Raw genomic sequence first — 23,255 nt, forward strand, 5'->3', positions numbered from 1 at the left:
CCCGCCCCGACGGAGGTCAGGCGCTTTGTCCCATACTCACCGATTTCGTAAAAGCGGCTTGAAGTCCGCCGGCGACGGCGGCCTCAAAGCCGGCGGCGCGCATCGCCTCGATGGCTGCCGCGGTCGTGCCGCGATAACTGAGAAATGTTTCGACCGTTTCTGCGGGACATCCCTCGCGCAGTTCGAGCAGGCGTCCGGTTCCGATCAGGACGGCCACGACCGCACGACGGGCAATTTCCGGGGAGAGGCCGCGCTCCACCGCATCCTTCATCATCGCATTCGCCAGGAGGGCGGGGAATGCCGGCCCGGAGCCCGACAGGCCGGTCAAATAGTCGATATCGGCTTCGCCTGCCACTTCGTCCGCGCTGCCGCAAGCTTCGAAAATGCGGCGCACGGCGGAGCGATCGCCATCCTTCAAGGCCGACGGCGCGACCCAGGGCGTGTAGGATTTGCCGACCTCGGCGGCCGCATTTGGCAGAGCACGAACGACGCGCCCCGTCTTTAGCTGTGTCGCGAGCTGGTCGAGCCGGATGCCGGCCATGACGGATATGACGAGCTTGCCACCCGCGTCGACTTCCAGCGAAGGCCAGTCATCCGGGCGCACCGAAATGATGATCACATCCGATCGATCGGCGAGTTCCTGATTGTCTCGGGTCCAGAGGCTGCCCTGAAAGCGTGTCGGTTGTTTGCGTCGATAGGACAGCGTGAGGTTTTCAGAGGAGGTGAGCTCTGCATCGAGGATCGCCTGGGCAATGGCGCCGCCAAGCCAGCCGCTTCCGCCAATGATACCGATCTTCAACGTGCTGCTCATCGCCACCCATCTTCGCCGCTATCCGGAGTAGCCGTGCCGCGCGAAGAAGCGATCAAGCTCTCTTTGCTCAGGCGCCTGCCCGGTGAAAATTTCCACGTATTCGGGGATGCGTTTCATGCGGACGGAGATGTCTTCCCTCGTCTGCATCGTAATGTATCCGATCTGCACCAGATAGATCGTACGCGCCCGAACATCGGCATGGGCCACGTCGTAGCCAAACCGCAGGAACATGCGCGACAGAGCATCGAGCCGCTGGTGGTCGGCGTTCTGAACTTCTTTCAGAGTTTCGGGCGACTGGAGGGCCCAGCTCCGCACCGCGAACTCGAATTGAGAGTCGAAAAGTCCGCCATCCAGCCAGCAGTCAAAAACATTCAGCATCGCCTCGGCAACCGTCTCGGCATAAGCCTCGGCCTGCTTGACGAGATTGCCGGTGTTCTTCTCGCGCCAGCGCGAAACCAAGGCATCAAGCAGTTCCTCGCGGTCCTTGAAGAACCAGTAGAAGCTTGTTCGCGAGAGGTTCAGCTTTTTCGCCAGCGGCTGGATTTTTACCGCCTCGACGCCGGCCTCCAGCAGGGACTCGTAGGCCGCGCCCAGCCAGACATCCGCGGAACCGCGCCAACCGCTATCGTTCAAGGTCTGCTCCATGACGCTCTCCTAACAAATCGGGAAGAACGATGCAAGAAAAATGTACACAACTGTCAACTAACATGACTTGCATGATCTCTTTATTGACACATGTGTACATTTTCAACTACGTTCCTGAACACCTCTAAATCGGAGCCCGGCAGATGTCGAACGATCCCCTCCTGCAGCCCTACAAGCTCAAGCATCTCACCCTGCGCAACCGCATCATCGTGACCGCGCACGAGCCCGCCTATCCTGAAGACGGGATGCCCAAGGAGCGGTATCGCGCCTACACTGTGGAACGTGCGAAGGGGGGCGTGGCGATGACCATGACCGCCGGTTCGGCGGCCGTCTCGAAGGACAGCCCGCCGGTGTTCAACAACCTGCTCGCCTACAAGGACGAGATCGTACCCTGGATCAAGGAGATGACCGACGCCGTGCACGAAGAAGGCGCGGCGATCATGATCCAGCTCACCCATCTCGGTCGGCGGACGCGGTGGGACAAGGGTGAGTGGCTGCCGGTTGTCGCTCCGTCGCATCACCGCGAAGCTTCGCACCGCGCCTTTCCCAAGAAAATCGAAGACTGGGACATCGAGAGGATCATCAAGGATTTCGCCGATGCAGCCGAGCGCATGAAGGCGGGCGGCATGGATGGTGTTGAACTGGAGGCCTATGGTCACCTCCTCGACCAGTTCGCCTCGCCGCTGACGAACGAGCTCGACGGTCCATACGGCGGATCGCTCGACAACCGCATGCGCTTTTGTTTCGACGTCCTGAAGGCGATCCGATCGCGCGTCGGAGAAGATTTCATTTTGGGCGTGCGATACACGGCCGATGAATGTCTTCCCGGCGGGACGGGCAAGGAGGAAGGCCTTGAAATCTCTAAGCGCCTCAAGGAAAGCGGGCTTATCGATTACTTGAACGTTATCCGTGGCCATATCGATACGGACGCCGGCCTAACGGACGTGATTCCGATCCAGGGCATGGCCAATTCCCCGCATCTCGATTTCGCAGGCGAAATTCGAGCCGCTACGAACTTCCCGACTTTCCATGCGGCGAAAATCCCGGATGTCGCCACCGCCCGCCACGCGATTGCGTCTGGCAAGGTCGACATGGTGGGGATGACCCGCGCCCACATGACCGACCCGCATATCGTCCGGAAGATCATCGAGAAACGGGAGGACGACATCCGGCCCTGTGTCGGGGCAAACTACTGTCTCGACCGGATCTATCAGGGGGGCGCCGCCTACTGCATCCACAATGCGGCGACCGGCCGTGAGCTGACAATGCCGCACACGATCGCCAAGGCCGACCGCCGCAAGAAGGTCGTGGTCGTCGGCGCCGGCCCTGCCGGGCTCGAGGCGGCCCGCGTGGCGGGGGAGCGCGGCCACGAGGTCGTCGTCTTCGAAGCAGCTAACGACCCGGGCGGCCAAATCCGTCTGACGGCGCAGAGCGAACGCCGCCGGGAGATGATCAGCATCATCGACTGGCGCATGGGGCAGTGCGAGAAGCTGGGCGTCACCTTCAATTTCAACAGCTGGGCGGAAGCCGAGACCGTCGAGGCCGAAAACCCCGACGTCGTCATCATCGCGACGGGCGGGCTTCCGCATACGGAGGTCCTGTCGAAGGGCAATGAGCTGGTCGTCTCCGCCTGGGACATCATCTCCGGGGACGTCAAGCCGGGCAACAACGTCCTGATCTTCGATGACGCCGGCGACCATGCCGGTCTCCAGGCCGCCGAATTTCTCGCCAATGCCGGCGCCAAGGTCGAGATCATGACGCCTGACCGCTCCTTCGCACCGGAAGTCATGGCGATGAACCTTGTTCCCTATATGCGCTCCCTGCAGAAGCTCGACGTGACCTTCACCGTCACCTTCAGGCTTGATGCGGTTGAAAAGAGCGGTAATCAGCTGATCGCCCATGTCGGCAGCGACTATGGCGGCGTAGCAAAGCAGCGGACGGTAGACCAGGTGGTGATCAACCACGGCACCATTCCGCTCGATGAGCTATATTTCGAGCTGAAGCCCGCCTCGAGCAATCTCGGAGAGATATCGCACGACCAACTGGTGGCCGGCGAGCCGCAAACTGTGGTGCGCAACCGGGAAGGCAAATTCCAGCTCTTCCGCATCGGCGATGCAGTTGCAGCGCGCAATACGCACGCGGCGATCTACGACGCGCTTCGCCTCATCAAGGACATCTGAGGGCAAGGCGGGTCCGGCTGGGCCCGCCGCATCACGACAAGGGACGCGCCATGACACGACGAAGTGAAGTCCTTCAATCGTTCGTCGATGCCGCTTTCGCGGCGTTCGACCAGTTCGCTGAGGCTCCGCAATCGCGCCGCTCGATCCTGCAGATTTTCTCTGCACTCGAGGTGCCGGGCGTGGAAAGGCCAGGTCCTGGGAGTCGGCTGCCGGCGTGTTCCCAGCTCGAAACCGCACTCGCCATCGAGACGGAACACGAGTCGCTGCATAGTCTGGTCGACCGGTTCAAGTGGATCGAACCGCTGCTTGAATGGCGGCGCCGTACGAACGACACTTCGGCCAGCGAGAATTTCGTCGACGGCCATGCCAATGCGATGATCATCGGACCGGGAGGCCTTGAGGATCGGCGGGATCTATGGTTCGGCGTCACAGTGATGGCACCGAATGTCCGCTATCCGGACCATGATCACGCACCCGAGGAAGTCTACCTCGTCCTCTCGGACGGAGAATTCCGGCAGGGGGAGGCCGCCTGGTTTTCCCCCGGCGTCGGCGGTTCCTTCTATAATCCGCCGGGAATCAAACACACCATGCGGTCGCTCGACGCACCGCTGTTTGCCTTCTGGGCATTGCTGGCGGCAGCTCCGGCATAGCAGCAGAAGACGGAATGACATTCATCAGAGGGAACCACGATGAAAATCCTAGTAACGGTGAAACGGGTCGTCGACTTCAACGTCAAGATCCGGGTGAAGGCGGACGGATCGGGCGTCGAGCTTGCCAACGTCAAGATGTCGATGAACCCGTTCGACGAGATCTCGGTCGAAGAGGCGCTAAGGCTCAAGGAAGCCGGCAAGGCCTCGGAAGTGGTCGTCGTGTCGATCGGTCCGGCCAAGGCCGAGGAGACGCTGAGGACGGCGCTTGCCATGGGCGCCGACCGGGCGATCCTCGTCGAGACCGACGACCAGGTCGAGCCGCTCACCGTCGCCAAGATCGTCAAGGCTGTGGCAGAAGCCGAACAGCCGGGGCTGATCATCGTCGGCAAGCAGGCGATCGACGACGATTCCAACCAGACCGGCCAGATGCTGTCGGCACTGCTCGGCTGGGCCCAGGGTACCTTCGCCTCGAAGGTCGAGATCGGCGACGGCAAGGTCAATATCACCCGCGAGGTCGACGGCGGCCTGCAGACGGTCGAACTGAAACTGCCGGCGGTGGTGACCACCGACCTCAGGCTGAACGAGCCGCGCTATGCCTCGCTGCCGAACATCATGAAGGCGAAGAAGAAGCCGCTCGACAGACACACCCCGGCCGATTTCGGCGTCGACACGGCGCCACGGCTGAAGGTGCTGAAGACCGAGGAGCCGTCCGGCCGCAAGGCCGGCATCAAGGTCAAGTCGGTCGCCGAGCTCGTCGACAAGCTCAAGACCGAAGCCGGCGTATTGTAAGAGACGGGAAAGGGAGACTTATATCATGGCCATTCTGCTTCTGGCTGACCACGACACCAGCCACCTTTCCGACCAGACGGCGAAGGCGCTGACGGCGGCAACGAAGATCGCCGGTGGGACTGGAACCGACGTTCACGTCCTCGTTGCCGGCTCTGGTGCGAAAGCCGTCGCCGAGCAGGCGGCGAAGCTTGCCGGCGTATCCAGGGTGCTGGTCGCCGACGACGCGTCGCTTGCCAACAACCTCGCCGAGCCGCTCGCCGCCTTGATCGTTTCGCTGGCCGGCGCCTACGACACGCTGATTGCCGCTGCCACCTCGGTCGGCAAGAACGTCATGCCGCGGGTCGCGGCGCTCCTCGACGTCGCCCAGGTCTCGGAAATCGTCGAGGTCGTTTCCGCCGATACCTTCAAGCGGCCGATCTATGCCGGCAACGCCATCCAGACGGTGCAGACGACGGAAGCGAAAAAGGTCATCACCGTCCGCACCGCCTCCTTCGCCGCAGCCCCTGAAGGCGGTTCGGCGGCGATCGAGACGGTATCGGCCGCCGCCGATCCGGGGCTGTCGAGCCACGTTTCCGACGCGCTGTCGTCCTCCGACCGCCCCGAACTGACCTCGGCCAGGATCATCATCTCCGGTGGCCGGGCGCTCGGCTCGTCAGCGAAGTTCAGGGAAGTCATCCTGCCGGTCGCCGACAAGCTCGGTGCCGCCGTCGGTGCCAGCCGCGCCGCCGTCGATGCCGGCTATGCGCCGAACGACTGGCAGGTCGGCCAGACCGGCAAGGTGGTCGCCCCCGACCTCTACATCGCCTGCGGCATCTCCGGGGCGATTCAACACCTCGCCGGCATGAAGGACTCCAAGGTGATCGTCGCCATCAACAAGGACGAGGAGGCGCCGATCTTCCAGGTCGCCGACTACGGCCTCGTCGCCGATCTCTTCGACGTCCTGCCGGAGCTCGAAAAGGCGCGTTAAGGCGTGGCTAAGTCAATTCGGAGCATCAAATAGGGGCCGCCACAATGAGGCGGCCGGGGCTCGGTCTCCGAACCTCGAATTCAATCACTATTCAAAAGGATCGAAAAATGGACGTACGTGCCGCCGTCGCCACTGAAGCCGGCAAGCCTCTGGAAGTCATGACCGTCAAGCTCGAAGGCCCGCGGGCCGGCGAGGTGCTGGTCGAGGTCAAGGCCACCGGCATCTGCCATACCGACGACTTCACCCTGTCGGGTGCCGATCCGGAGGGGCTGTTCCCGGCCATCCTCGGCCATGAGGGCGCCGGCATCGTCGTCGATGTCGGCCCCGGCGTCACCTCGGTGAAGAAAGGCGATCACGTCATTCCGCTCTATACGCCGGAATGCCGCGCCTGCCCGTCCTGCCTTTCGCGCAAGACCAATCTGTGCACCGCCATCCGCGCCACCCAAGGCCAGGGCGTCATGCCGGACGGCTCGTCGCGGTTTTCGATCGGCAAGGACAAGATCCACCACTATATGGGCTGCTCGACCTTTTCGAACTTCACCGTCTTGCCGGAAATCGCCGTAGCCAAGGTCAACCCCGACGCGCCGTTCGACAAGATCTGCTACATCGGCTGCGGCGTCACCACCGGCATCGGTGCGGTGATCAACACCGCCAAGGTGGAGATGGGCGCCACGGCGATCGTCTTCGGGCTCGGCGGCATCGGCCTCAACGTCATCCAGGGGCTTCGGCTTGCCGGTGCCGACATGATCATCGGCGTCGATTTGAACAACGACAAGAAGGCATGGGGCGAACGCTTCGGGATGACCCACTTCGTCAACCCGAAGGAGGTCGGCGACGACATCGTCGCTCATCTCGTCAACATGACGAAGCGCGGTGCCGACCAGATCGGCGGCGCCGACTACACCTTCGACTGCACCGGCAACACCCGCGTCATGCGCCAGGCGCTCGAGGCCTCGCATCGCGGCTGGGGCAAGTCGGTGATCATCGGGGTGGCCGGCGCCGGCCAGGAGATCGCCACCCGGCCGTTCCAGCTGGTCACCGGCCGCTCCTGGATGGGCACCGCCTTCGGCGGCGCCCGCGGCCGCACCGACGTGCCGAGGATCGTCGACTGGTACATGGAGGGCAAGATCGAGATCGATCCGATGATCACCCACACCATGCCGCTCGACGACATCAACAAGGGCTTCGAACTGATGCATTCCGGCGAAAGCATCCGGAGCGTGGTGGTGTACTGACGCGAAGGGGGAGAACGGCATTCTCGCCGCCAAGGGGCGGAGGCAGCCTCGCCGAAGCGGGGCTGCCTCTACGCTACGGCTACCTGTCGATGACTAGGTCGCTGAGAGGTTTGGAGCAGCAGGGCAGGAAAAAGCCGGCGTCGATTTCCCTCTGCCGGATGCCACCGGAATGCTTCATGTCGACCGTTCCGCTGACAAGCTTCGACTTGCAGGTCCCGCACAGGCCATTGGCGCAGGACGAGGGTATCCTGACGCCGGATTTCTTGGCGCAGGACAGCACGGTCTGCTCGCCAGAGACATCGATTGTGCGGGACTGCTTCGAAAATTCGACCTTGAACGTCGCGCTCTCAACCGGATCCGAGACCGGCAGCACATCCTCTTCCAAGGCGGCGGCATCGAAGCTTTCCTCGATATAGTTCGACGAAGGGACCCCCAATTCCGCCGTATTCCTGCGCGCCGCCGCCATGAAGGGCGCCGGGCCGCAGCACATGACGATGCGCTCGGCGAGATCGGGAACGGCGAGACCGAGAAATTCCCGAGATATCCGCCCGGACAGACCCGGCCAATTGCGTTCGCCCGCCACCTCTTCGGGCAGGAAATGAAGGCGTAGAGCTTTCAGCTTGTTGGCAAGATAAGCGAGCTCTTCCCGGAAGATAAGGTCTTTCGGCGTTCTGCCCGCATGCATGAACACGGCGTCCGCCGGCTCCGAGGTGTCGGCCAGTTCTCTTACCATGGACATCACCGGCGTAATGCCTGAGCCGCCCGAAAGGAAGAGGAACTTCCGGCCGGACGGCCGGACGAACCGGCCAAGCGGTCCGTTGGCTCGAACGTGGACCCCGGGGGAGAGATTGTCGTGGAGCCAGTTCGATACCTTGCCCCCAGGCACCCGTTTGACCGTGATGGAGATGGCATTCTTTCGACATGGCGACGACGAGACGCTGTAGCAGCGGCTCTCGGCATCGCCGCCAAGCTCCAGGTCGAAGAGGAAGTATTGGCCGGCAAGGAAACCAAATTGCCTGCCGTCCGGAGAAGCGAACGTGAAGGTTTTCACGTCGTGCGTCTCCTGATGGACGTCGACGCAGATCAGCGTGTCGTCTGCGTCGGGGTTCCAGTCCGCCGGGCTTGGGCCCGCGGTCGATGCTTGGGGCTTAAAGTCCATGAGCGCGCATCCGGTTGATGTACCACGTGGCGAATTGATCGAGGTGACCTTCGGTGAAGCGGGAGTAGGCGCTCGGCTCATAGGCGGGATCCTCAATCCCGGCGTGGGAGCGCGCGACGAGCTCAGCATCCTGGTCGGTCGTGGCCAGCCAAACACTCGTCAGTTTATCCAGATCGTAATCGACGCCTTCGACCGCGTCCTTGTGGACCAGCCACTTGGTTCTGACGAGCGTCCTGTCGGCCGAAAGGGGAATGACGATCGCGGTAACCGCATGATCGCCCATGAAATGGTTCCAGCTGTTGTGTCCCCAGAGATGCATATCCCCGAGATCCTTTCGCTTCATCGAACCGAGTAGCTTGGCGGATGCGGCAGTGGCGTCCGGCGTCTGCGACTCGCCTGCGCCCGCGATGATCAGCCGCTGCGACCGAAAATTCGTCGCCCCGTCGATGACCGGCTCCACGGCCGACGATGGATGGCCCTCGGCCTCCCAGGTCTTCGTCCGCTCCGCATAGAGGGCATGATGTTGTTCGGCCTCTTTCCGGTCCTCCGGGCTCAGGCTTGTGGGATCAAACCCGAAGTCCAGGTCGACGAACGATACGCAGAGTTCCGGGTGATTGGCCGAGCAATGGTAGCATTCGCGATTGTTCTCGATCGTCAGCTTCCAATTGCCCTTCTCGATCACATCGGACTGGAATGCGACCTTGGCGTTGCGGATGTCGTAGGGAGCGAGCCGCTCGGCCATCACCTGCTCGAGGCGGGCGATGTCCTCGGGGGGATTGTCGGAAAGACATACATAGATCAAGCCGCCGATGGACTTGAAGTTGACGGGCTTCAGGTTCTTGCAGCTTTTGTCGAAGTCGATGCCCATATGCGGCGCATAACTCAGCTCCCCGGACAGCTCGTAGGTCCACTGATGGTAGGGACAGACGAGCTTCGACACGACGGTCGTGCCAGGATCCAGCAGCCGTGAGCCGCGATGGCGGCAGACGTTGTGCACGACGCGGATCTGCTCATCGTCATCGCGAAGTAGGATGAGGCTGGAATTTCCGATTTCGATGACGCTGGCGTCGCCTGGTTCCGGAACGTCGCATTCGAGGCCGATGCAGATCCAGTGTCTGCGAAAAAAGACCTCTACGTCGGCTTCGAAAACGTCGGTCCGCGTGTAAAGCCCCTGGGGCAGCGAATGACCGTCTGCGCGTGCGTCGAGCAGTGGCGATATGGAGGAGGAGAAGGTCTGAAGCATAAGCCACCCTTATCGTTGGACGATGCGATCATCGAACCTAAACGCCTTCTTCTCAACGGCAGAAATGTGCACGCTTGACATAAGGAAATGTAATGCGACTGATAGGGGGCGTGGCCTTTGCAGGATCACGTGGGTGGCAAGAATGAGCGGTCGCAGGAGCCGAACATCCCCCGGAGGTATGAAATGGATTTGACAACCAGTCGATCGCGCGGGGACCTGCTGTCGTGGCCGGATTGAGAAGAAAGTTGCCGCCGCTCACCGGGCTGACAGTCTTCGAGGCGGCAGCTCGGCTGGGAAGTTTCACCAAGGCGGCGGCTGAACTCGGCGTCACCCAGGCCGCCGTCAGTCGGCAGATCCATCTGCTCGAGGATATTTTCGGATTTCCCCTGTTCCGCCGCCTGCATCGAAAGATAGAGGTGACGGACAAGGGGAGACTGCTGTCTTCCGCCACGACGACTGCCTTCAATCTCATCGCAGATACGATTGCAGACATATCGAAAGAGGAAGGCGGTGACGAACTCGCTATTTCAGCGACCGTCGCATTCTCGCACTTCTGGCTGCTTCCAAGGATATCGTCGTTTGCGCGATCGTATCCGCAGGTCAAGCTGCGAATTATCACCCAGGACAAGTCTGCCGATATCGAAGGCGGCGACGTCGACCTTGTCATCCGGTACGGCAACGGAATGTGGCCCGACGGTCAGGCCGAGTTCCTGTTCGACGACGAGATATTTCCTGTCTGCAGTCCTGAGTACGCTAGCGAAATCGGCCAGGTGGCCACATTGGCAGACCTGATCCGATACCCCCTCATTACTCACGACACGGATGATCCGGCCTGGACGGGCTGGAACGAGTGGCTTGCCGCTTTTTCTGTTCAAGGCCCGAAAAGACCGACGGGACTGCGATGCAGTTTTTACACAGAGGCCATCTATGCGGCGCTGAACGGGCAGGGAATTGCGCTTGGGTGGAAGCGTCTCGTGGAGGATCTTCTCAATCAGAAGCGTCTGGTTCGTCTCACCGATGCGAGTATAAGCACCAGGAACGGCTATTTTGTCGTGGTTCCACGCCGCCAACGGAAGAAGGAATACGTGGAATTGCTTATCGAATGGCTGAAACGCTCAACTGAGGTGGGTCACGGATAGAGGCTGCGTCACTCCTTCGAGCAGAGCGTGATGGACTATAACGCGAGTCTGTTGCATTGCACGTTCGATCGTATGATGCTGTGCCCCCGCTGCAATGCGTGGTGGCATGCTGTTACAGCATGCCACCGCCACGCCGTGGAATCCTGCTAATCGAGTATCAGCAAGGAGATCAATATCGATGGCTTTGGGGGATGCGGCGAACCGGCCGGACTATGTTTCGTTCGAAGGAAGCGACCCGGACCGCCTTGCAGCAACGTTGACGAACTGGACCACCAATGTCGTTGTTCGACCGCTTAACAACGAGAGCATCTACTATAAATGTGCCTGGGCGAACGCCGGCATCGTATCGATCGGCTTTACACACGTCGACGGCCAAATTCTCTTCGAGAGCGAGGGCGCCGACGGTCAGCTCGTGTTGATCGTGCCGCGTCGCGGTGGCCTTGACCTTCGGATGGGAAGGCAGGCATTTTGCACGTCTCCCGGACGGGGCGCCGTCATCGAAGGCAACCAGCGCATTGCCGCCCTCTCGTTGAGCGCTCGCGAGCACATGTTCGTCGCGATCGATCAAGCGGCGCTTGTCCGCCAGCTGTCCGAAATGGTTGAGATGCCGGTCTCCGGAACCTTGGAGTTCTCGCCAGAGATCGACCTCATATCGGGACCAGGAACGGCAATTGCCAACATTGCGGCCACGCTCCAGGCGGGCGTTGCCGGCGATGCGCCGCTGCGCAGATCTCCCCTCGCGCTGACAAACCTGAGCGAAGCCCTGATCCAAATGATCCTCGATACGTTACCTCATCGCTTCTCGGAAAAAATGCGCCGCGCCGCTACGCCGGTACCGCGTCATGTGAAGAAGGCGATCGACTTCATGATGGCCAACCTGTCGAAGCCGATAACGCTGGTCGAGGTCGCCGTCGCCTGTGGGGTCAGTTCGCGCACGCTCCAGCACGGTTTTCGGCAATTCAAGATGACCACTCCCATGAGTTACCTCCAGGATTTGCGTCTGAATGCGCTTCGCGAAGAGCTGACGCTGGCTCGGCCCGGCCAAAGCATCGCCGACATCGCATTCAAATGGGGCTTCACCCATATGGGGCGCCTGGCCATGGAGTACCGAAATCGTTTCGGGGAGCTTCCATCCCAGACACTCCGTTCCTGTTGATCGGACGGTCGCAGCCACCCGCACGCTTTTTCTGCGGTGCTATGCAGCCGGAGGGGTTACATTTGCGAGGAGTTGCAGCCAGGAGGCTCTTCCGCAAAGCACTCTCTCGAAATCGCGCAATCGCACCCTATAAATCAGGTTCAGCGACGCTAATGGTGACGGAGCCGGAAATGCGTGAGCCTGAAATCATCAGATTCCCACCGAGCGAATGGGTGCCGAACCACCCACGACTGCCGGTTCTGGTTTATCGTCAAGCCCTTGCGGCGAACGACATGGCGGCCGAATTCGAGCGGCGGTTTGCCGGGACCGGCTGGCGAGGCGTCTGGCGTAACGGTGTCTTCTCCTATCAGCACTATCATATCGGTGCGCACGAAGTCCTTGGTATCGCGAAGGGCAATGCCAAGCTGTTGATCGGCGGTCGCAGGGTGCTGTGATGGAGGTCGGCGCAGGCGACTGTCTCGTCCTGCCGGCCGGCACTGGTCACATGACTCTCGGAGCGAGCGACGGTTTTCTCGTTGTCGGCGGCTACCCGCCCGGACAAAGCGCCGATATTCAGACGAAGGCGGTCAGCAGGAGCGACCTTCAAACGATTGCCGACATGCCGCTCCCTCCAGCCGACCCGCTCTACGGCGCGAACGGCCCTCTCATGCGGCTCTGGAAAAACGCCTAGGGAGCGGCCGACTCGAGCGTTGCCTTTGCGGAAGCCTTGGCTTTTCGTCAGTTCGCGCCCGATGGCAGCTTGGATTGTGTAGTCGCTGCGCGAGCGACATTCGAACACCGGCAGGATGGCATGCTCGTGCCGGCATCTGAACCCGAACCGTTCCAATACGAGGACGTCTACGAAGGCGATGCGCATTCGACGGCGCTCTTGCGGCAAAGCGACCTCGTACCGGAGAAGCCGGGCACGGACGTCACTTTCCTCGGCTCAAGCTTCGCCCCCGGCGGCAAACTGGCACAATCGTGGACAGCGGAAATCCGCATCGGCGTTCGATTACATAAGCGCCTTCTGGTGACCGGTCCACGGCAATGGCTTCCGCAAACACGGCTGACCTGGTCGGGCCTCTTCGCACGTGATCCGAAGCCGCTTTTGACAGGGTGGACTTTGGGCGAACCGGAACCGGTGGGCCAAGTGGATCTGACATGGGCAAAGGCTTTCGGTGGGCCCGTTACGGGCACCGAGGAGGAAGGCGCTCCGGCGGATGTGCATCGTGAGAATCCGCTCGGGCCGGGGCTGCTCGATATCACTCACGGCGACCCGGAAGTACTGCTTCCAGCCCATCAACTCGACGACCCCGATAACCCGCTACGAGATTGGCAGCAGCACAACGCATCACCGCAATGTTTCGGGCCGATGCCCCCGTGGTGGCGTCAGCGCCAGCAATTTGCTGGCACCTATGACGAAGACTGGTTCGAGAATCGCCATCCCTTGCTGCCCGTAGATTTCGATCCGCGCTTCTGGCAATGCGCTCACCCTGACCTGGTCGCCGTACCGCATCTCAAGGGGGACGAGCAATATCAATTAGTCCACCTGCATCGCGAGCATGACGTGGCGCGCGGCAGGCTGCCCAGTATTGCGCTTGGCGTGCACTGCGAAGGGGGCGATGCGGAGAGCAGCGGCTGGCACATACTGACGCTAGATGGCGCGCACTTCGATTTTCGCGGACATCGCGACCTTGTCCTGCTGACATGGCGAACGAGGTTTCCGTTGAACGAGGCGGAGCGGACGGTCCTTACCCTGAAGCGAATTCGGATCGGCGATAGCAGCCCTGCCACGCAGGAATCCGCTGCATGAGCTTTCCGCCGTCCCGGGACAATTATGTTGGCGAACCACAGTACCCATCGCCGTGGACGACAAACCGGCCGTTGGAAGGTCTTCGCGACACCGACGCAGCGAAGATCGTCTGCCTGTCGCCTGACGTCTGCCTAACGCCGGTCGGCAAGGCCGTGGTTCCGATCCCTTATCAGATCATCGATTATTGCGGCCACGACGAAAGTTACACGCCCTCCGTTCGATTTACGCGGCAGAAAGCCATGGTGCAGCGCTCCAACACGACGCACGTGCATGGCGACGCTCCCGGCACGAGGAAAGGCATCAAGTCCGGCGCGGTAGAAGACATCTGTGAGCCCATCGGCCATGCCTCGCAAGTGCGGGCAGAGGGTTCACATGTCATTCGCCACCTCGACCGGTTCTGGATGAACCAACGCAATACACAAGGCGAGGCGATCTTCGTTCGCAGCACCGACACCTACAGGCCGCCCTTAGATGACGATCCCGTGCCGGGGTCGCTGAGGTTGCCACAAAAGCCAATTCAATTGGCCTTCGATTCGAGCGGCCCCGAGGGACAAAGGCTATTAAGGCAGTTGATGGGGGATGCCGCCAAAAAGCCAGCATCGCCACCCCAGCTTCCCACTCCACCTTCCGGAGGAAGCTCACTCCTCCAGCGCCTTGGAACATTCGGTAAAGTTCTTGGAAGGATAGCAGCGCCAGTCGCAATTATTACAAGCGGCGGAACCCCGGAGTTGGACAACGCAATCCTTGCTGATAGCGGGGCCGAAGACGCACTTGACGGCATACATCCTTTAGGAACAGCGGAAAAAGCGCTGTATGAACAAACAAAAAAGCGCATCGCTTCTCATCTCTATGATGCGTATAGCAACCCGTTTGCAGGCCCCGACGATGATTATATCGATCGTGCCCACTGGAGTGGTGTAACTGACGGCTTTGGTCGCCGTGCTCTCCGGCGTAGGCCGGACTGATCAGCGTGCCACTGCCGGCAGGCTGATGAGCGGATCATCACTCATCTGGCTAATAGTTTCCAGTGTCATGTAGCGAGCCCGCTGCACGGCCCACTCGTCATTTTGTTCAAGCAGCAATGCGCCGACGAGGCGGACGATGGCATCGTCGTTGGGAAAGATGCCAACGACCTCGGTGCGCCGCTTGATCTCGCCATTGAGTCGCTCGATCGGATTGATCGAGTGTAGCTTGACGCGGTGCTCCTTGGGGAAGCTCATGTAGGCGAGGACGTCGTGCTCGGCCTCGTCCATGATGGCGGCGAGCTTCGGCACTTTCGGGCGGATCTGGTCGGCGACGGCGCGCCATTGCAGGCTTGCCGCCTCTGCCGTCTCCTGGGCGAAGGCGGTGGCAATGAAGGCCGACACGACACGACGGCCACTCTTTCCGGCATGCGCCAGCACGTTGCGAGCGAAATGAACCCTGCAGCGCTGCCAGGTGGCGCACAGAACTTTGGAAACCGCCGCCTTGATGCCTTCGTGGGCATCGGAAACGACGAGCCTGACGCCGCGCAGGCCACGCCGAGTTAGCTTGCGCAGGAACTCTGTCCAGATCGGCTCGGCTTCCGATGTGCCGACCTCCATGCCCAGCACCTCGCGCCGGCCGTCCGTGTTGACGCCGACGGCGATGATCACAGCGACGGAGACGATGCGGCCGCCGCGGCGCACCTTCAGGTAGGTGGCATCGACCCACAGATATGGCCAGTCGCCCTCGATCGGCCGGTCGAGAAAGGCCTTCACCTTGCCGTCGATCTCCTCGCAGAGCCGGCTGACCTGGCTCTTGGAGACGCCGCTCATGCCCATGGCCTTGACCAGGTCGTCGACCGAGCGGGTCGAGATGCCCTGAATGTAAGCCTCCTGGATCACCGCCGTCAGCGCCTTCTCAGCCATGCGCCGCGGCTCCAGGAACGAAGGGAAGTAGGTGCCTTTCCTGAGCTTGGGGATGCGCAGCTCGACGGTGCCGGCTCGCGTCTCCCAGTCCCGGTCGCGATATCCGTTGCGCTGGGCCGTGCGCAACGGGTTCTTCTCGCCATAGCCGGCGCCGGTGGAGGCACCCACCTCCATCTCCATCAGCCGTTCAGCGGCAAAGCCGATCATCTCGCGCAGAATATCGGCGTCGGGGGTCTTCTCCACGAGCATGCGCAGGTTCATCATGGCATCGGTCATCGGTGCTTCCTTCGAATCAGGTTGGTGTGAGCAACCCGACCCTACCGGGGAACATCGATGACCGCTGCTAGCCGCTCGCTCGCTACAGCGCTGTTGAGGGCGCGCTCCCGAGCGGCTTCGCTACCGCCGAGTTACACCACTCGACGGGACACAACCGATTATATCGCAAGGGAGCGCCACGCCGACAGCGCCATCTCCTGGGCGAAGCCGTCGGCCTCGGCGCAGGGCGAAGGCCGGGTGCGGCTGGCGCAGGGGTCGTCGGACCGAAACCACATCAACGACGGTCGCATCGCTTCCCTACGTGCCGGGAAGCCGCGCCGGCGCCGACTGGAAATTTGAGATGCCGCGGATGGTGCCGGGCAATACGACGCCGTCGCTGGTGCAGATGTCGGAGGCGATGAAGTGCGAATCCCACCGACCCGACACTCACGCATCCGGCAGCGTAAACACCGCACAAGGCGCCGCGATGCCGCGCAGTTCGTGGTCGCCGAGCGGCACCAGCGGCTGGGCGGTCTCCGCGGCGACGGCGCCGGAGATCAGCACCGACCGGCCGAGCGGCCGGCACAGGCCCTCGAGGCGGCTGACCAGGTTGACGGCGGGGCCGATGGCGGTGAAGTCCAGCCGGTCGACCGCGCCGATATTGCCCCAGAGGACATCGCCGAGATGCAGCGCCGTGCCGAAGGGCAGCTGCGGCAGGCCTTGCGCCTCACGCAGGGCGTCGAAATGCGCCATGCCGGCACGGGCGGCGGCGATGGCGCGCAGCGCCGCCTCGCAGGCCTCGGCCGGCGAACCGGTGACTGGGAAGATCGCCAGCAGGCCATCGCCGATGAACTTCAACACTTCGCCCCCGAAGGCGTGGATCGCCCCGGCAACGCGGTCGAACCAGGCGTCCAGGGCAGCGATCATTTCCGTGGGCTGCGTTGCTTCGGAGAGCGCGGTGAAATTGCGGAGATCCGCATAAAGCAGCGCGGCGCGAATGGTCTCGCCGGTGCCCCGTGTCAGCGCTCCGGCCTTAACCCGGGCGGCGCTCCGTCGGCCGAGATAGGCCTCTAGCAGAGCCGACAGCGCCGCCCGCTCGGCGAGGGCCGCCAGGGGCGCTGCGGCGAAGCGCGCAGCTTCGCGCAGCCGGCCTGTCTCGGCGGGGTTGAACGGCCGCATCCCGGCCCAGGCGAGCACCGGTTTGTCGGCCGCCGCTCCGATCGTGTCCTCCAGCACCGGACCGAGCCCGGCCAGCCAATCGCGTTCGGCCTGGCTCGGCGGGGCGCCGGCGAAGCCGAGGGACTCGATCACCGCCCCGGTCTCCGCCCGCCACAGCCAGGTTCGGCGGGCGATGATCGGATGCGGCACGGCGAGCGTCAAGGCGCCGCCGGCCAAGGGGAGACAGTCGGCCAGCAGCCGGCTACCGAGCTCGGCCAGGAACCGGTCAGGGCCGGGCGAGGCACCGGCCTCGTCCACCAGCCAGGCGAGGGGTGCGGGCAGATCCATGCCGGGATCATACTGCCACGGCCCTTGACGTGTCATCCGCGCACCCCGTGATCCTTCAATTTCGATTGGTTGGGGGAAGAGTCATTCAGTAATTCAACGGCTTACAGCGCCCTCGTGCGTCTTCACGGGCGCGCGGCACTGTCGGTGGTGGCGCATCCGGCGCCGCCGGGCTATCATCGGGACAGGCCCGATCCTGCCTGCTCCTTCTTCGTCGCAGTCGGGAAAGCCATCGCAACCATGGGGGAGACCGATGCAAGAGGCTCTCGTCGTACGCCGCGAGACGCACATCGCGGCGCCGCCCGCGGCGGTATTCGCGCTGTTGACCGATCCTGAGAAGATCCTGCGCTGGATGGGCACCGAGGCTGAGATCGAGCCTCAGCCCGAGGGGCTCTATCTCGTCAATGTCACCGGCGCCCGCTTCGCCCGTGGCTCTTTCCGCGAGGTGGTGCCGGTGCATCGGCTCGCCTATAGCTTCGGCTGGGAGGGCAGCGAGGTCGTGCCGCCGGGATCAAGCCTGGTGGAGATCGACCTGATCGAGCAGCCGGACGGAACGCTGCTGCGCCTGACCCATAGCGGCCTGCCCAGTGCCGAGCAATGCGCCGGCCATGCGGAAGGCTGGGCCCACTACCTCGGCCGGCTGGGCCAGGTCGCGGCGGGGGGCGATCCAGGGCCGGATCCCTGGCACGGCCGCGCCGGCTAATCGTGCGCTTGCTGTCCCGTGGTGGAGCGGCAAGGGCTGCGAATGTCGGCTATGGCTTCAAGCCGGCCGCGCGCAGCGCATAGCGGATGACTTTCTGGATTTTATCGTCCAAAGAAGACGAACGATCGGCGGGCGTGAGGGGTGCGGATGGCGGCTTTACTGCCGCTTTGTCGCGCCGGCTGGTCGCGAGTCGTCGCGTCAGCCCCCATGAATGGGCGATGTGTGCGGTGGAAGAGATGCCGACATCAAGCATATAAGGACCGCTCTTGCCGTAGCCGCTCGCCACGTCAAGCGGCAGTCCATGCCCCATGTCGTGGATGCTGTAGAGCGTGATGCGGACCCGTCCGTCGATGTCCTTCCACACCTTCCGCGTCTGCCCGTCCACGGTCTCGGTAACGGTTGGTGCCGAAGCCAGTTCGTGGACGCCGCGCCACTGTTCGACGATTGCTCGCGCGTTCGCCTCGGCAACGGTGCTGTCCTTCGTCCCGTGCCAGATCGAGAGCGTCGGCCATGGTCCGGTGTGGCTGGACGCAGTTCGAACGCTGGTCCGCAGCTCTCGAGCTTTCGGGATGCCGTGCCCGCGCATCCGCTCGAATGCCTCCGGGACGGTGAACGCGGTGGCGTATGGTAATCCGGCAATGATCGCCCCGCCGGCAAAGACTTCCGGATAGGTCGCGAGCAGGACATTCGCCATTGCGCCGCCGGCGGACAGTCCAGTGACGTATATCCTGTCACTGGCAACCTTGTGCCTCGAGCGCATCGTTTCGATCATCTGGCGTATGGAAAGAGCCTCGCCCCCTTCGCGCCTGATGTCGTCGGGCAAGAACCAGTTGAAGCAGAGATTGCCGTTATTGTCGCGCACCTGTTGCGGGTAGAGCAGCGCGAAGCCATGATCGTCCGCCATTTTCGACCAGCCCGAGCAGGCATCGTAATCGGCCGGGATCTGCGTGCATCCATGCAGGATGACGACAAGCGCCGGTCTTTTCGGCAGGTTCTTCGGCAAGTAATAGCTGGCTTTCAATCCACCTGGGTTCGAACCGAAATCCATGAGTGGGGAAAGCTTGTTGCGGGAGTGCAGATGCTCGGCTTTGCCTGTCCGGGGTCGCGTGATTCTTGCAAGTGTACCGGGTAGGGTTCTCATGAACGGATATCTCCTTGCGTCAGCGGCCAGATGGCGCGACCGAGTAACAACGCGGCCAGGTCGGATTTCGTTGCTGCACTGCACAATGAAATATACGTGATTGCCATTTCAGCAAACCCCCTGCGCGTGCGGTCACCCGGAGAACTGGGGATGATCGGCGATCCGATCGCGCGCTTCGACGCGGTGGCGACGCCGCTCGTGCTCAGGAACGAGCAAGAAATTCATCGAACGCACCCATCGGCCCTGGCGCCACCAAGCCGCGCGAAGAAACCCGCCGCCGCGCCCGCCGTTGGCCGAACCAGGTGTAGCTACGACGTCGATCCACCTGACCCGGACCTTAGTCGGAGCTCCCTCCGGTCCTTTGCCCCAGTCTCCAGACGCAAAGGTCTGGTGACGACCTTTCGCCGGAACGAAAGACCATAAAATCGCTTAGCTGCCGTTGAGGAGCTGCGGCGCTGCCATCCGGTCTGAAGGCTGGCGGCAAAGCTGAGCCGCTCTGACACGCCGGGGATTTGGTCTCACGGCCAAACTGAACGGAGATCCGCGATGCGATACAGGATGTCAGAGAGTCCGGAACGGGAAGCCAGCAGCGGAATACCCGTCGCACTCATCGTTGTGCTCATCGCCGGGTTGAGCGCCTATCTGGTCATAGGAGATTTGCTCACGGAAACCCGCCAGCAAACCCGTGTCTATCCGCCCGAGGCCGTAACACTCGCCGAGAGCGGCAGGAAAGCGCCGTAGTGGTCCGCGACGTGTCGGAGCTCCGGACCTCGGATACGCGCATGCTCGAGGTCTTGCAGCGTATCGGCCTTTGGTCTGAGCGTTGCGCGCATAGGTCTGAGTGACACCTCAAGGGAGGAACTTATAGGCGAAGGAACTGTTCTTGCCGCAAGTCTTCGCGCAGCGCCGTCCCTTCCTGCGCGGGGTCGAGCCCGCCGGTCCTATCCGGCGGGCTCTCTTTGTCGTTGGTGAAGCTGACGCGGCGTCTGAGGCAATCTGACCTCCTCAGACCTTGGTCCGATAAGGGCCGGGCGAATGTCCGGCCGTGGTGTGAGAAAGGTCCAATAATGCCGGGGATGGCAAGCCGCGGGTTGACGATTGACTGGCGCCGTGAGCAAGGTATCGCAAGAAAAGGCGAGCACAAAAATCGCCGGATTGGCTCGACTCTACCGAACTCGACATAAGCCGGCCTTTGCTCGTTCCCTTGGGATAGCCAATGCTAGGCGAATGGTGCGCCAATGATTTTCCTGCGGAGCAATACGAAGACCATCAGGCGAAAGGTCGTGGCCGTCCTGTGCACGGCGACCATCAGCTTCGTCGCTGCAAGTCTTCCCTATAAGGCAACCATCACCGGCTCTGCGCTCGAACTCTCCGTTCAGTCCGCCTTCGCCAAGAACGGCGGCAATAGCGGAAACGGGAAAGGCGGCGGCAATAGCAATGGTGGCGGAAACGGCAATGGAAAGGGCGGCGGTGGTTCGAACAGCAGCAGTTCGAACAGCAGCAGGTCGAGCGGGGCGAGCACAAAAGCCACGTCCGTGGGAGATTTCGGCTCCGTTTTAAGAATTCGCCACGTCGAAGGAATAAGCGAGGAGATCAAAGACGGCCGCTACATCATGAAAGACTCCCGAGGGCGCACCATTGTGAACCGGCGCGCGACTTCGGTCGATCAGAAGCGGCTGCTTTCTCTCATTGACTGAGCGGCCGGTCGAGCGCGTCGCGGAGCACCATCGCAGCCTCGGTGCGGTTGGCGACGTCAAGCTTCGCCATGATCTGTGTCATGTGGTGCTTGATCGTCTTCTCGTGAAGATTGAGCTGGCGAGCGACCTGCTTGTTGCTCATTCCCGACGCTACGAGATTGAGAACCTCCCGCTCTCTAGTGGTCAGGTTGTGGATCAAGTCGAACTTGCTTGCAGCGGCCGGCGCACCGTTGGACAGGAGCTTGGCCGAGAGTGTCGGAGCCACATAGCTTTCGCCTGAGGCCACAGTGCGGATGACATCCGCCAGCGCTCTCGATCCGATCCCCTTGAGGACGTAGCCCTTGGCGCCGCCCTGCAAGGCTGCCTTAACGTCATCGCCAGCCTCGGATACGGTGAGCATGACGATCTTCTGTGACGGAGCGATCTGAAGAATGAGCGGAACCGCCTCGATCCCGCTACCCGGCATGGATATATCGAGCAGCATCACGTCGGGGGCGAGGTTTTCGGCTATCTTCAGTGCATCGTCGCGCGAACCGCCTTCCGCTACGATTTCGAAGCCTTCGAGCTCCGATAGGCTCCTCGTCACTCCCTCTCTGAACAGAGGATGATCGTCGATCACCGCAACGCGAATTGCCGTCGTCATAGCTCCCCAACCTCCTCGATGCCGAGCGACATCCGGACAACAGTGCCCGGAGCGGCCGCGTTCAGTTCAAACGTTCCCCCAAGACTTTCTATCCGTTCTCTCAGACCGGCAAGCCCAAGGCTTGTCGGCCTTATCTTGTTCGGATCGAAACCAGGTCCGCCATCGGCTACCTCGATCTGCACCCTGTTGCCGTCGATGCTCTGCACGACGCGCTGCCCGATGCCTCCTCCATGCCGGTAAGCATTGTTAAGGGCTTCCTGCACAAAGCGGTATATGCATATCTTTGCCGAGGGGGAAAGGTGATCGGGCGGGCGGGACAGCGACAAATCCACGGCCGAACCGGTTCGCTGCTTGTGGGCGCGAACACAGCGCTCGAGTATCTCCGTCAAGCTCGCGGTTTCGATCTGCGGCAGCACCAGCCCGTTGCATATGGTCCGGATCTCGTGCATCGCCTCGTCGAGACTTGCCTTGATAGCGGCGGCCTCACGCTCGCGCTTTTCCGTTGACGCCGAAGGGTTCATCAAAGCCTCGCTGTCCAGCCTCAGCGAGGCGAAAGCCAGGAGCTGCGCAGGGCCATCATGCAAGTCCGCACCGATGCGCCTCAGCATTTGCTCGTTGAGAGCAGTGGCCCTCTGCGACGCTTGCTGCAACCGTCCACGCAGCGTCTCGTTCTGCGACAGCAGCGCAGAAAGTTCCTCGACCCGCTGCTTAAGCGCGAGACGCTGCTTCTCGATCGTTCGGCCGCCGCGCATCACGATCGCGGAAAGCACGATGAAGAAGGCAAGCGTAAAGCCCGCAACGGCCAGCCACGTCAGGATTCTGGCCCGACCCAAGCTGAGCTGGAAATCATTGGCAATCTCGTGGAACTCTGAAACCGCGACGACCTGTCCCGACCAGGGCTGCAGCAGAGGATTGTAGATCTCGAGAAGCGGCTTATCGGCCGCACGCTCGGTTTCACCGTCCAGATCGTCGACCGGCTTGAACTGAGCGACCACCTGGCCACCGAATGCAGCCTTCAACTCGGGACTGAGCTCGAATCGTTTTCCGACCATGCTCTCTTCATTCGAGTAGAGGAGGGTGCCGTCCGCACGCCAAAGGCGGAACGCCAGCAGCCGGTTGCCGAGCGCGCCATGACCAAGCGTCTCGTCGAGCGCACGCGAGACGGCATCGTCGAGCACTTCGGTCGTCTGCATGTCCGGCAGGAGTGGCGCGATTACGCTGTCGACGTAGAGCGCCGTCGTCGCCGCCGAGTTTCGGGTGACGGCGTCTTCTATGAGACTGGTGACGAAGGCGCCGACCACGAGCATTGCCGAAGTCGCGACGATGCCGCCGGCCATCAGGAACTGCTTCGCCAAAGGCTGCGCGTTCCATCGTGTGATCAAGTCTTTGGCGCGCACGACAAATCTCGGGCCTGTCCGCTCGATTCGCTGGCGGCACATCGTTCGATTGATGCCGATATAACTATCGTCTCCGATAGGCGGGTCAATGGCGCGCCACGTTCTGCGATGGTTGGTCGGACCTTTTGTGGCCGGTCCGTCAGACCTAGGTCCCACGAACCATCGCAATAGTCTGACCGCTGTGGTGCTGCGGCATCGCGCAAGCTACCGTCGATCTGGATAGAAATTTGACACCTCCGTTGATGAGGCGAGTGATACCAA

The 23,255-nt window shown here is 62.0% G+C and carries 21 protein-coding genes and 2 pseudogenes; 14 read left to right on the forward strand and 9 right to left on the reverse strand.

From position 1 onward, the window contains the following. Positions 1 to 16 precede the first annotated feature (16 nt). Both USDA257_RS12630 and USDA257_RS12635 read right to left on the reverse strand, forming a co-directional pair. Positions 17 to 811: a pyrroline-5-carboxylate reductase family protein gene (locus tag USDA257_RS12630; protein WP_014763351.1), complete on the reverse strand. Its 795-nt coding sequence runs from the start codon at positions 809 to 811 to the stop codon at positions 17 to 19. An 18-nt stretch (positions 812 to 829) separates the two neighbouring features. Next, positions 830 to 1,456 carry a TetR/AcrR family transcriptional regulator gene (locus USDA257_RS12635; RefSeq protein WP_014763352.1) on the reverse strand — a complete coding sequence of 209 codons (627 nt, stop codon included), beginning with the start codon at positions 1,454 to 1,456 and terminating at the stop codon, positions 830 to 832. 143 nt (positions 1,457 to 1,599) lie between these two features. On the opposite strand from USDA257_RS12635, the gene USDA257_RS12640 reads away from it, so the two are divergent. The 5 genes from USDA257_RS12640 to USDA257_RS12660 all read left to right on the forward strand — a co-directional run bounded on the left by USDA257_RS12640 (position 1,600) and on the right by USDA257_RS12660 (position 7,277). Then, entirely contained in the window at positions 1,600 to 3,636 is a 2,037-nt protein-coding gene (locus USDA257_RS12640) for an NADH:flavin oxidoreductase (protein ID WP_014763353.1), read from the forward strand. A 50-nt stretch (positions 3,637 to 3,686) separates the two neighbouring features. Next, entirely contained in the window at positions 3,687 to 4,286 is a 600-nt protein-coding gene (locus USDA257_RS12645) for a dimethylsulfoniopropionate lyase (RefSeq protein ID WP_014763354.1), read from the forward strand. Positions 4,287 to 4,325: 39 nt separating this feature from the next. Continuing rightward, positions 4,326 to 5,075, forward strand: a complete 750-nt coding sequence (locus USDA257_RS12650) for an electron transfer flavoprotein subunit beta/FixA family protein (RefSeq protein WP_014763355.1) — start codon at positions 4,326 to 4,328, stop codon at positions 5,073 to 5,075. A 25-nt stretch (positions 5,076 to 5,100) separates the two neighbouring features. Beyond that, a complete protein-coding gene (locus tag USDA257_RS12655) occupies positions 5,101 to 6,042 on the forward strand; it encodes an electron transfer flavoprotein subunit alpha/FixB family protein (RefSeq protein ID WP_014763356.1) in 942 nt (313 codons plus the stop codon). 107 nt (positions 6,043 to 6,149) lie between these two features. Beyond that, on the forward strand, positions 6,150 to 7,277 hold the full coding sequence (locus USDA257_RS12660; RefSeq protein WP_041414154.1) for an S-(hydroxymethyl)glutathione dehydrogenase/class III alcohol dehydrogenase: 1,128 nt from the start codon (positions 6,150 to 6,152) through the stop codon (positions 7,275 to 7,277). 79 nt (positions 7,278 to 7,356) lie between these two features. On the opposite strand, the gene USDA257_RS12665 is transcribed toward USDA257_RS12660, so the two are convergent. Together USDA257_RS12665 and USDA257_RS12670 are read right to left on the reverse strand one after the other, a co-directional pair. Then, positions 7,357 to 8,436: a hybrid-cluster NAD(P)-dependent oxidoreductase gene (locus USDA257_RS12665; protein WP_041414156.1), complete on the reverse strand. Its 1,080-nt coding sequence runs from the start codon at positions 8,434 to 8,436 to the stop codon at positions 7,357 to 7,359. Then, positions 8,426 to 9,679: an aromatic ring-hydroxylating oxygenase subunit alpha gene (locus USDA257_RS12670; protein ID WP_014763359.1), complete on the reverse strand. Its 1,254-nt coding sequence runs from the start codon at positions 9,677 to 9,679 to the stop codon at positions 8,426 to 8,428. Before USDA257_RS12670 ends, USDA257_RS12665 begins: the two co-directional genes overlap by 11 nt. A gap of 224 nt (positions 9,680 to 9,903) precedes the next feature. On the opposite strand from USDA257_RS12670, the gene USDA257_RS12675 reads away from it, so the two are divergent. From USDA257_RS12675 to USDA257_RS33000, 5 genes and pseudogenes are all read left to right on the forward strand, one after another. Beyond that, positions 9,904 to 10,818, forward strand: coding sequence for a LysR substrate-binding domain-containing protein (locus USDA257_RS12675; RefSeq protein WP_014763360.1), 915 nt, complete (start codon positions 9,904 to 9,906; stop codon positions 10,816 to 10,818). Between the two features lie 94 nt (positions 10,819 to 10,912). Beyond that, a complete protein-coding gene (locus USDA257_RS12680; protein WP_223843425.1) occupies positions 10,913 to 11,974 on the forward strand; it encodes an AraC family transcriptional regulator in 1,062 nt (353 codons plus the stop codon). A 170-nt stretch (positions 11,975 to 12,144) separates the two neighbouring features. After that, a pseudogene (locus USDA257_RS12685) lies at positions 12,145 to 12,644 on the forward strand (cupin). Positions 12,645 to 12,764: 120 nt separating this feature from the next. Further along, positions 12,765 to 13,766, forward strand: a complete 1,002-nt coding sequence (locus USDA257_RS12690; protein ID WP_014763362.1) for a DUF2169 family type VI secretion system accessory protein — start codon at positions 12,765 to 12,767, stop codon at positions 13,764 to 13,766. Next, positions 13,763 to 14,731: a DUF4150 domain-containing protein gene (locus USDA257_RS33000; protein ID WP_014763363.1), complete on the forward strand. Its 969-nt coding sequence runs from the start codon at positions 13,763 to 13,765 to the stop codon at positions 14,729 to 14,731. The genes USDA257_RS12690 and USDA257_RS33000 overlap by 4 nt, the downstream gene beginning before the upstream one ends. Here USDA257_RS33000 and USDA257_RS12700 read toward each other — a convergent pair whose 3' ends face one another. Beyond that, complete coding sequence (locus USDA257_RS12700) at positions 14,732 to 15,931, reverse strand: IS256 family transposase (protein WP_014761859.1); 1,200 nt, start codon at positions 15,929 to 15,931, stop codon at positions 14,732 to 14,734. Between the two features lie 180 nt (positions 15,932 to 16,111). On the opposite strand from USDA257_RS12700, the pseudogene USDA257_RS37785 reads away from it, so the two are divergent. Continuing rightward, positions 16,112 to 16,340: pseudogene (locus USDA257_RS37785) on the forward strand (type VI secretion system tip protein VgrG); the annotation flags it as partial. Between the two features lie 17 nt (positions 16,341 to 16,357). Here the strand turns inward: USDA257_RS37785 and USDA257_RS12705 are convergent. Beyond that, the gene (locus USDA257_RS12705) at positions 16,358 to 17,416 is read right to left on the reverse strand and encodes an adenylate/guanylate cyclase domain-containing protein (protein ID WP_041414157.1); all 1,059 of its coding nucleotides are present in this window, start codon (positions 17,414 to 17,416) and stop codon (positions 16,358 to 16,360) included. Positions 17,417 to 17,666: 250 nt separating this feature from the next. On the opposite strand from USDA257_RS12705, the gene USDA257_RS12710 reads away from it, so the two are divergent. Further along, complete coding sequence (locus tag USDA257_RS12710) at positions 17,667 to 18,116, forward strand: SRPBCC family protein (RefSeq protein WP_014763366.1); 450 nt, start codon at positions 17,667 to 17,669, stop codon at positions 18,114 to 18,116. Positions 18,117 to 18,165: 49 nt separating this feature from the next. Here the strand turns inward: USDA257_RS12710 and USDA257_RS12715 are convergent, their stop codons facing one another. Next, positions 18,166 to 19,257 (reverse strand): extracellular catalytic domain type 1 short-chain-length polyhydroxyalkanoate depolymerase, encoded by a 1,092-nt coding sequence (locus tag USDA257_RS12715; protein WP_014763367.1) that lies wholly within the window; start codon positions 19,255 to 19,257, stop codon positions 18,166 to 18,168. A 546-nt stretch (positions 19,258 to 19,803) separates the two neighbouring features. On the opposite strand from USDA257_RS12715, the gene USDA257_RS12720 reads away from it, so the two are divergent. Together USDA257_RS12720 and USDA257_RS12725 are read left to right on the forward strand one after the other, a co-directional pair. Further along, a complete protein-coding gene (locus USDA257_RS12720) occupies positions 19,804 to 19,998 on the forward strand; it encodes a hypothetical protein (protein ID WP_014763368.1) in 195 nt (64 codons plus the stop codon). Between the two features lie 497 nt (positions 19,999 to 20,495). Beyond that, entirely contained in the window at positions 20,496 to 20,954 is a 459-nt protein-coding gene (locus tag USDA257_RS12725; RefSeq protein ID WP_014763369.1) for a hypothetical protein, read from the forward strand. Here USDA257_RS12725 and USDA257_RS12730 read toward each other — a convergent pair. Together USDA257_RS12730 and USDA257_RS12735 are read right to left on the reverse strand one after the other, a co-directional pair. Beyond that, a complete protein-coding gene (locus tag USDA257_RS12730) occupies positions 20,944 to 21,597 on the reverse strand; it encodes a response regulator (protein WP_014763370.1) in 654 nt (217 codons plus the stop codon). The genes USDA257_RS12725 and USDA257_RS12730 overlap by 11 nt on opposite strands. Next, on the reverse strand, positions 21,594 to 23,036 hold the full coding sequence (locus USDA257_RS12735) for a sensor histidine kinase (RefSeq protein WP_014763371.1): 1,443 nt from the start codon (positions 23,034 to 23,036) through the stop codon (positions 21,594 to 21,596). Before USDA257_RS12735 ends, USDA257_RS12730 begins: the two co-directional genes overlap by 4 nt. Positions 23,037 to 23,255: the final 219 nt, after the last annotated feature.

It is taken from the genome of Sinorhizobium fredii USDA 257, from assembly GCF_000265205.3.
Taxonomy (GTDB): Bacteria; Pseudomonadota; Alphaproteobacteria; order Rhizobiales; family Rhizobiaceae; genus Sinorhizobium; species Sinorhizobium fredii_B.

Excerpts from the sequence above, each read along its gene's own strand:
- USDA257_RS12630 (WP_014763351.1), bottom strand. The coding sequence starts at position 811 with ATGAGCAGCACGTTGAAGATCGGTATCATTGGCGGAAGCGGCTGGCTT.
- USDA257_RS12635 (WP_014763352.1), bottom strand. The coding sequence starts at position 1,456 with ATGGAGCAGACCTTGAACGATAGCGGTTGGCGCGGTTCCGCGGATGTC.
- USDA257_RS12640 (WP_014763353.1), top strand. The coding sequence starts at position 1,600 with ATGTCGAACGATCCCCTCCTGCAGCCCTACAAGCTCAAGCATCTCACC.
- USDA257_RS12645 (WP_014763354.1), top strand. The coding sequence starts at position 3,687 with ATGACACGACGAAGTGAAGTCCTTCAATCGTTCGTCGATGCCGCTTTC.
- USDA257_RS12650 (WP_014763355.1), top strand. The coding sequence starts at position 4,326 with ATGAAAATCCTAGTAACGGTGAAACGGGTCGTCGACTTCAACGTCAAG.
- USDA257_RS12655 (WP_014763356.1), top strand. The coding sequence starts at position 5,101 with ATGGCCATTCTGCTTCTGGCTGACCACGACACCAGCCACCTTTCCGAC.
- USDA257_RS12660 (WP_041414154.1), top strand. The coding sequence starts at position 6,150 with ATGGACGTACGTGCCGCCGTCGCCACTGAAGCCGGCAAGCCTCTGGAA.
- USDA257_RS12665 (WP_041414156.1), bottom strand. The coding sequence starts at position 8,436 with ATGGACTTTAAGCCCCAAGCATCGACCGCGGGCCCAAGCCCGGCGGAC.
- USDA257_RS12670 (WP_014763359.1), bottom strand. The coding sequence starts at position 9,679 with ATGCTTCAGACCTTCTCCTCCTCCATATCGCCACTGCTCGACGCACGC.
- USDA257_RS12680 (WP_223843425.1), top strand. The coding sequence starts at position 10,913 with ATGCGTGGTGGCATGCTGTTACAGCATGCCACCGCCACGCCGTGGAAT.
- USDA257_RS12690 (WP_014763362.1), top strand. The coding sequence starts at position 12,765 with ATGCTCGTGCCGGCATCTGAACCCGAACCGTTCCAATACGAGGACGTC.
- USDA257_RS33000 (WP_014763363.1), top strand. The coding sequence starts at position 13,763 with ATGAGCTTTCCGCCGTCCCGGGACAATTATGTTGGCGAACCACAGTAC.
- USDA257_RS12700 (WP_014761859.1), bottom strand. The coding sequence starts at position 15,931 with ATGACCGATGCCATGATGAACCTGCGCATGCTCGTGGAGAAGACCCCC.
- USDA257_RS12705 (WP_041414157.1), bottom strand. The coding sequence starts at position 17,416 with ATGGATCTGCCCGCACCCCTCGCCTGGCTGGTGGACGAGGCCGGTGCC.
- USDA257_RS12710 (WP_014763366.1), top strand. The coding sequence starts at position 17,667 with ATGCAAGAGGCTCTCGTCGTACGCCGCGAGACGCACATCGCGGCGCCG.
- USDA257_RS12715 (WP_014763367.1), bottom strand. The coding sequence starts at position 19,257 with ATGAGAACCCTACCCGGTACACTTGCAAGAATCACGCGACCCCGGACA.
- USDA257_RS12720 (WP_014763368.1), top strand. The coding sequence starts at position 19,804 with ATGCGATACAGGATGTCAGAGAGTCCGGAACGGGAAGCCAGCAGCGGA.
- USDA257_RS12725 (WP_014763369.1), top strand. The coding sequence starts at position 20,496 with ATGATTTTCCTGCGGAGCAATACGAAGACCATCAGGCGAAAGGTCGTG.
- USDA257_RS12730 (WP_014763370.1), bottom strand. The coding sequence starts at position 21,597 with ATGACGACGGCAATTCGCGTTGCGGTGATCGACGATCATCCTCTGTTC.
- USDA257_RS12735 (WP_014763371.1), bottom strand. The coding sequence starts at position 23,036 with ATGTGCCGCCAGCGAATCGAGCGGACAGGCCCGAGATTTGTCGTGCGC.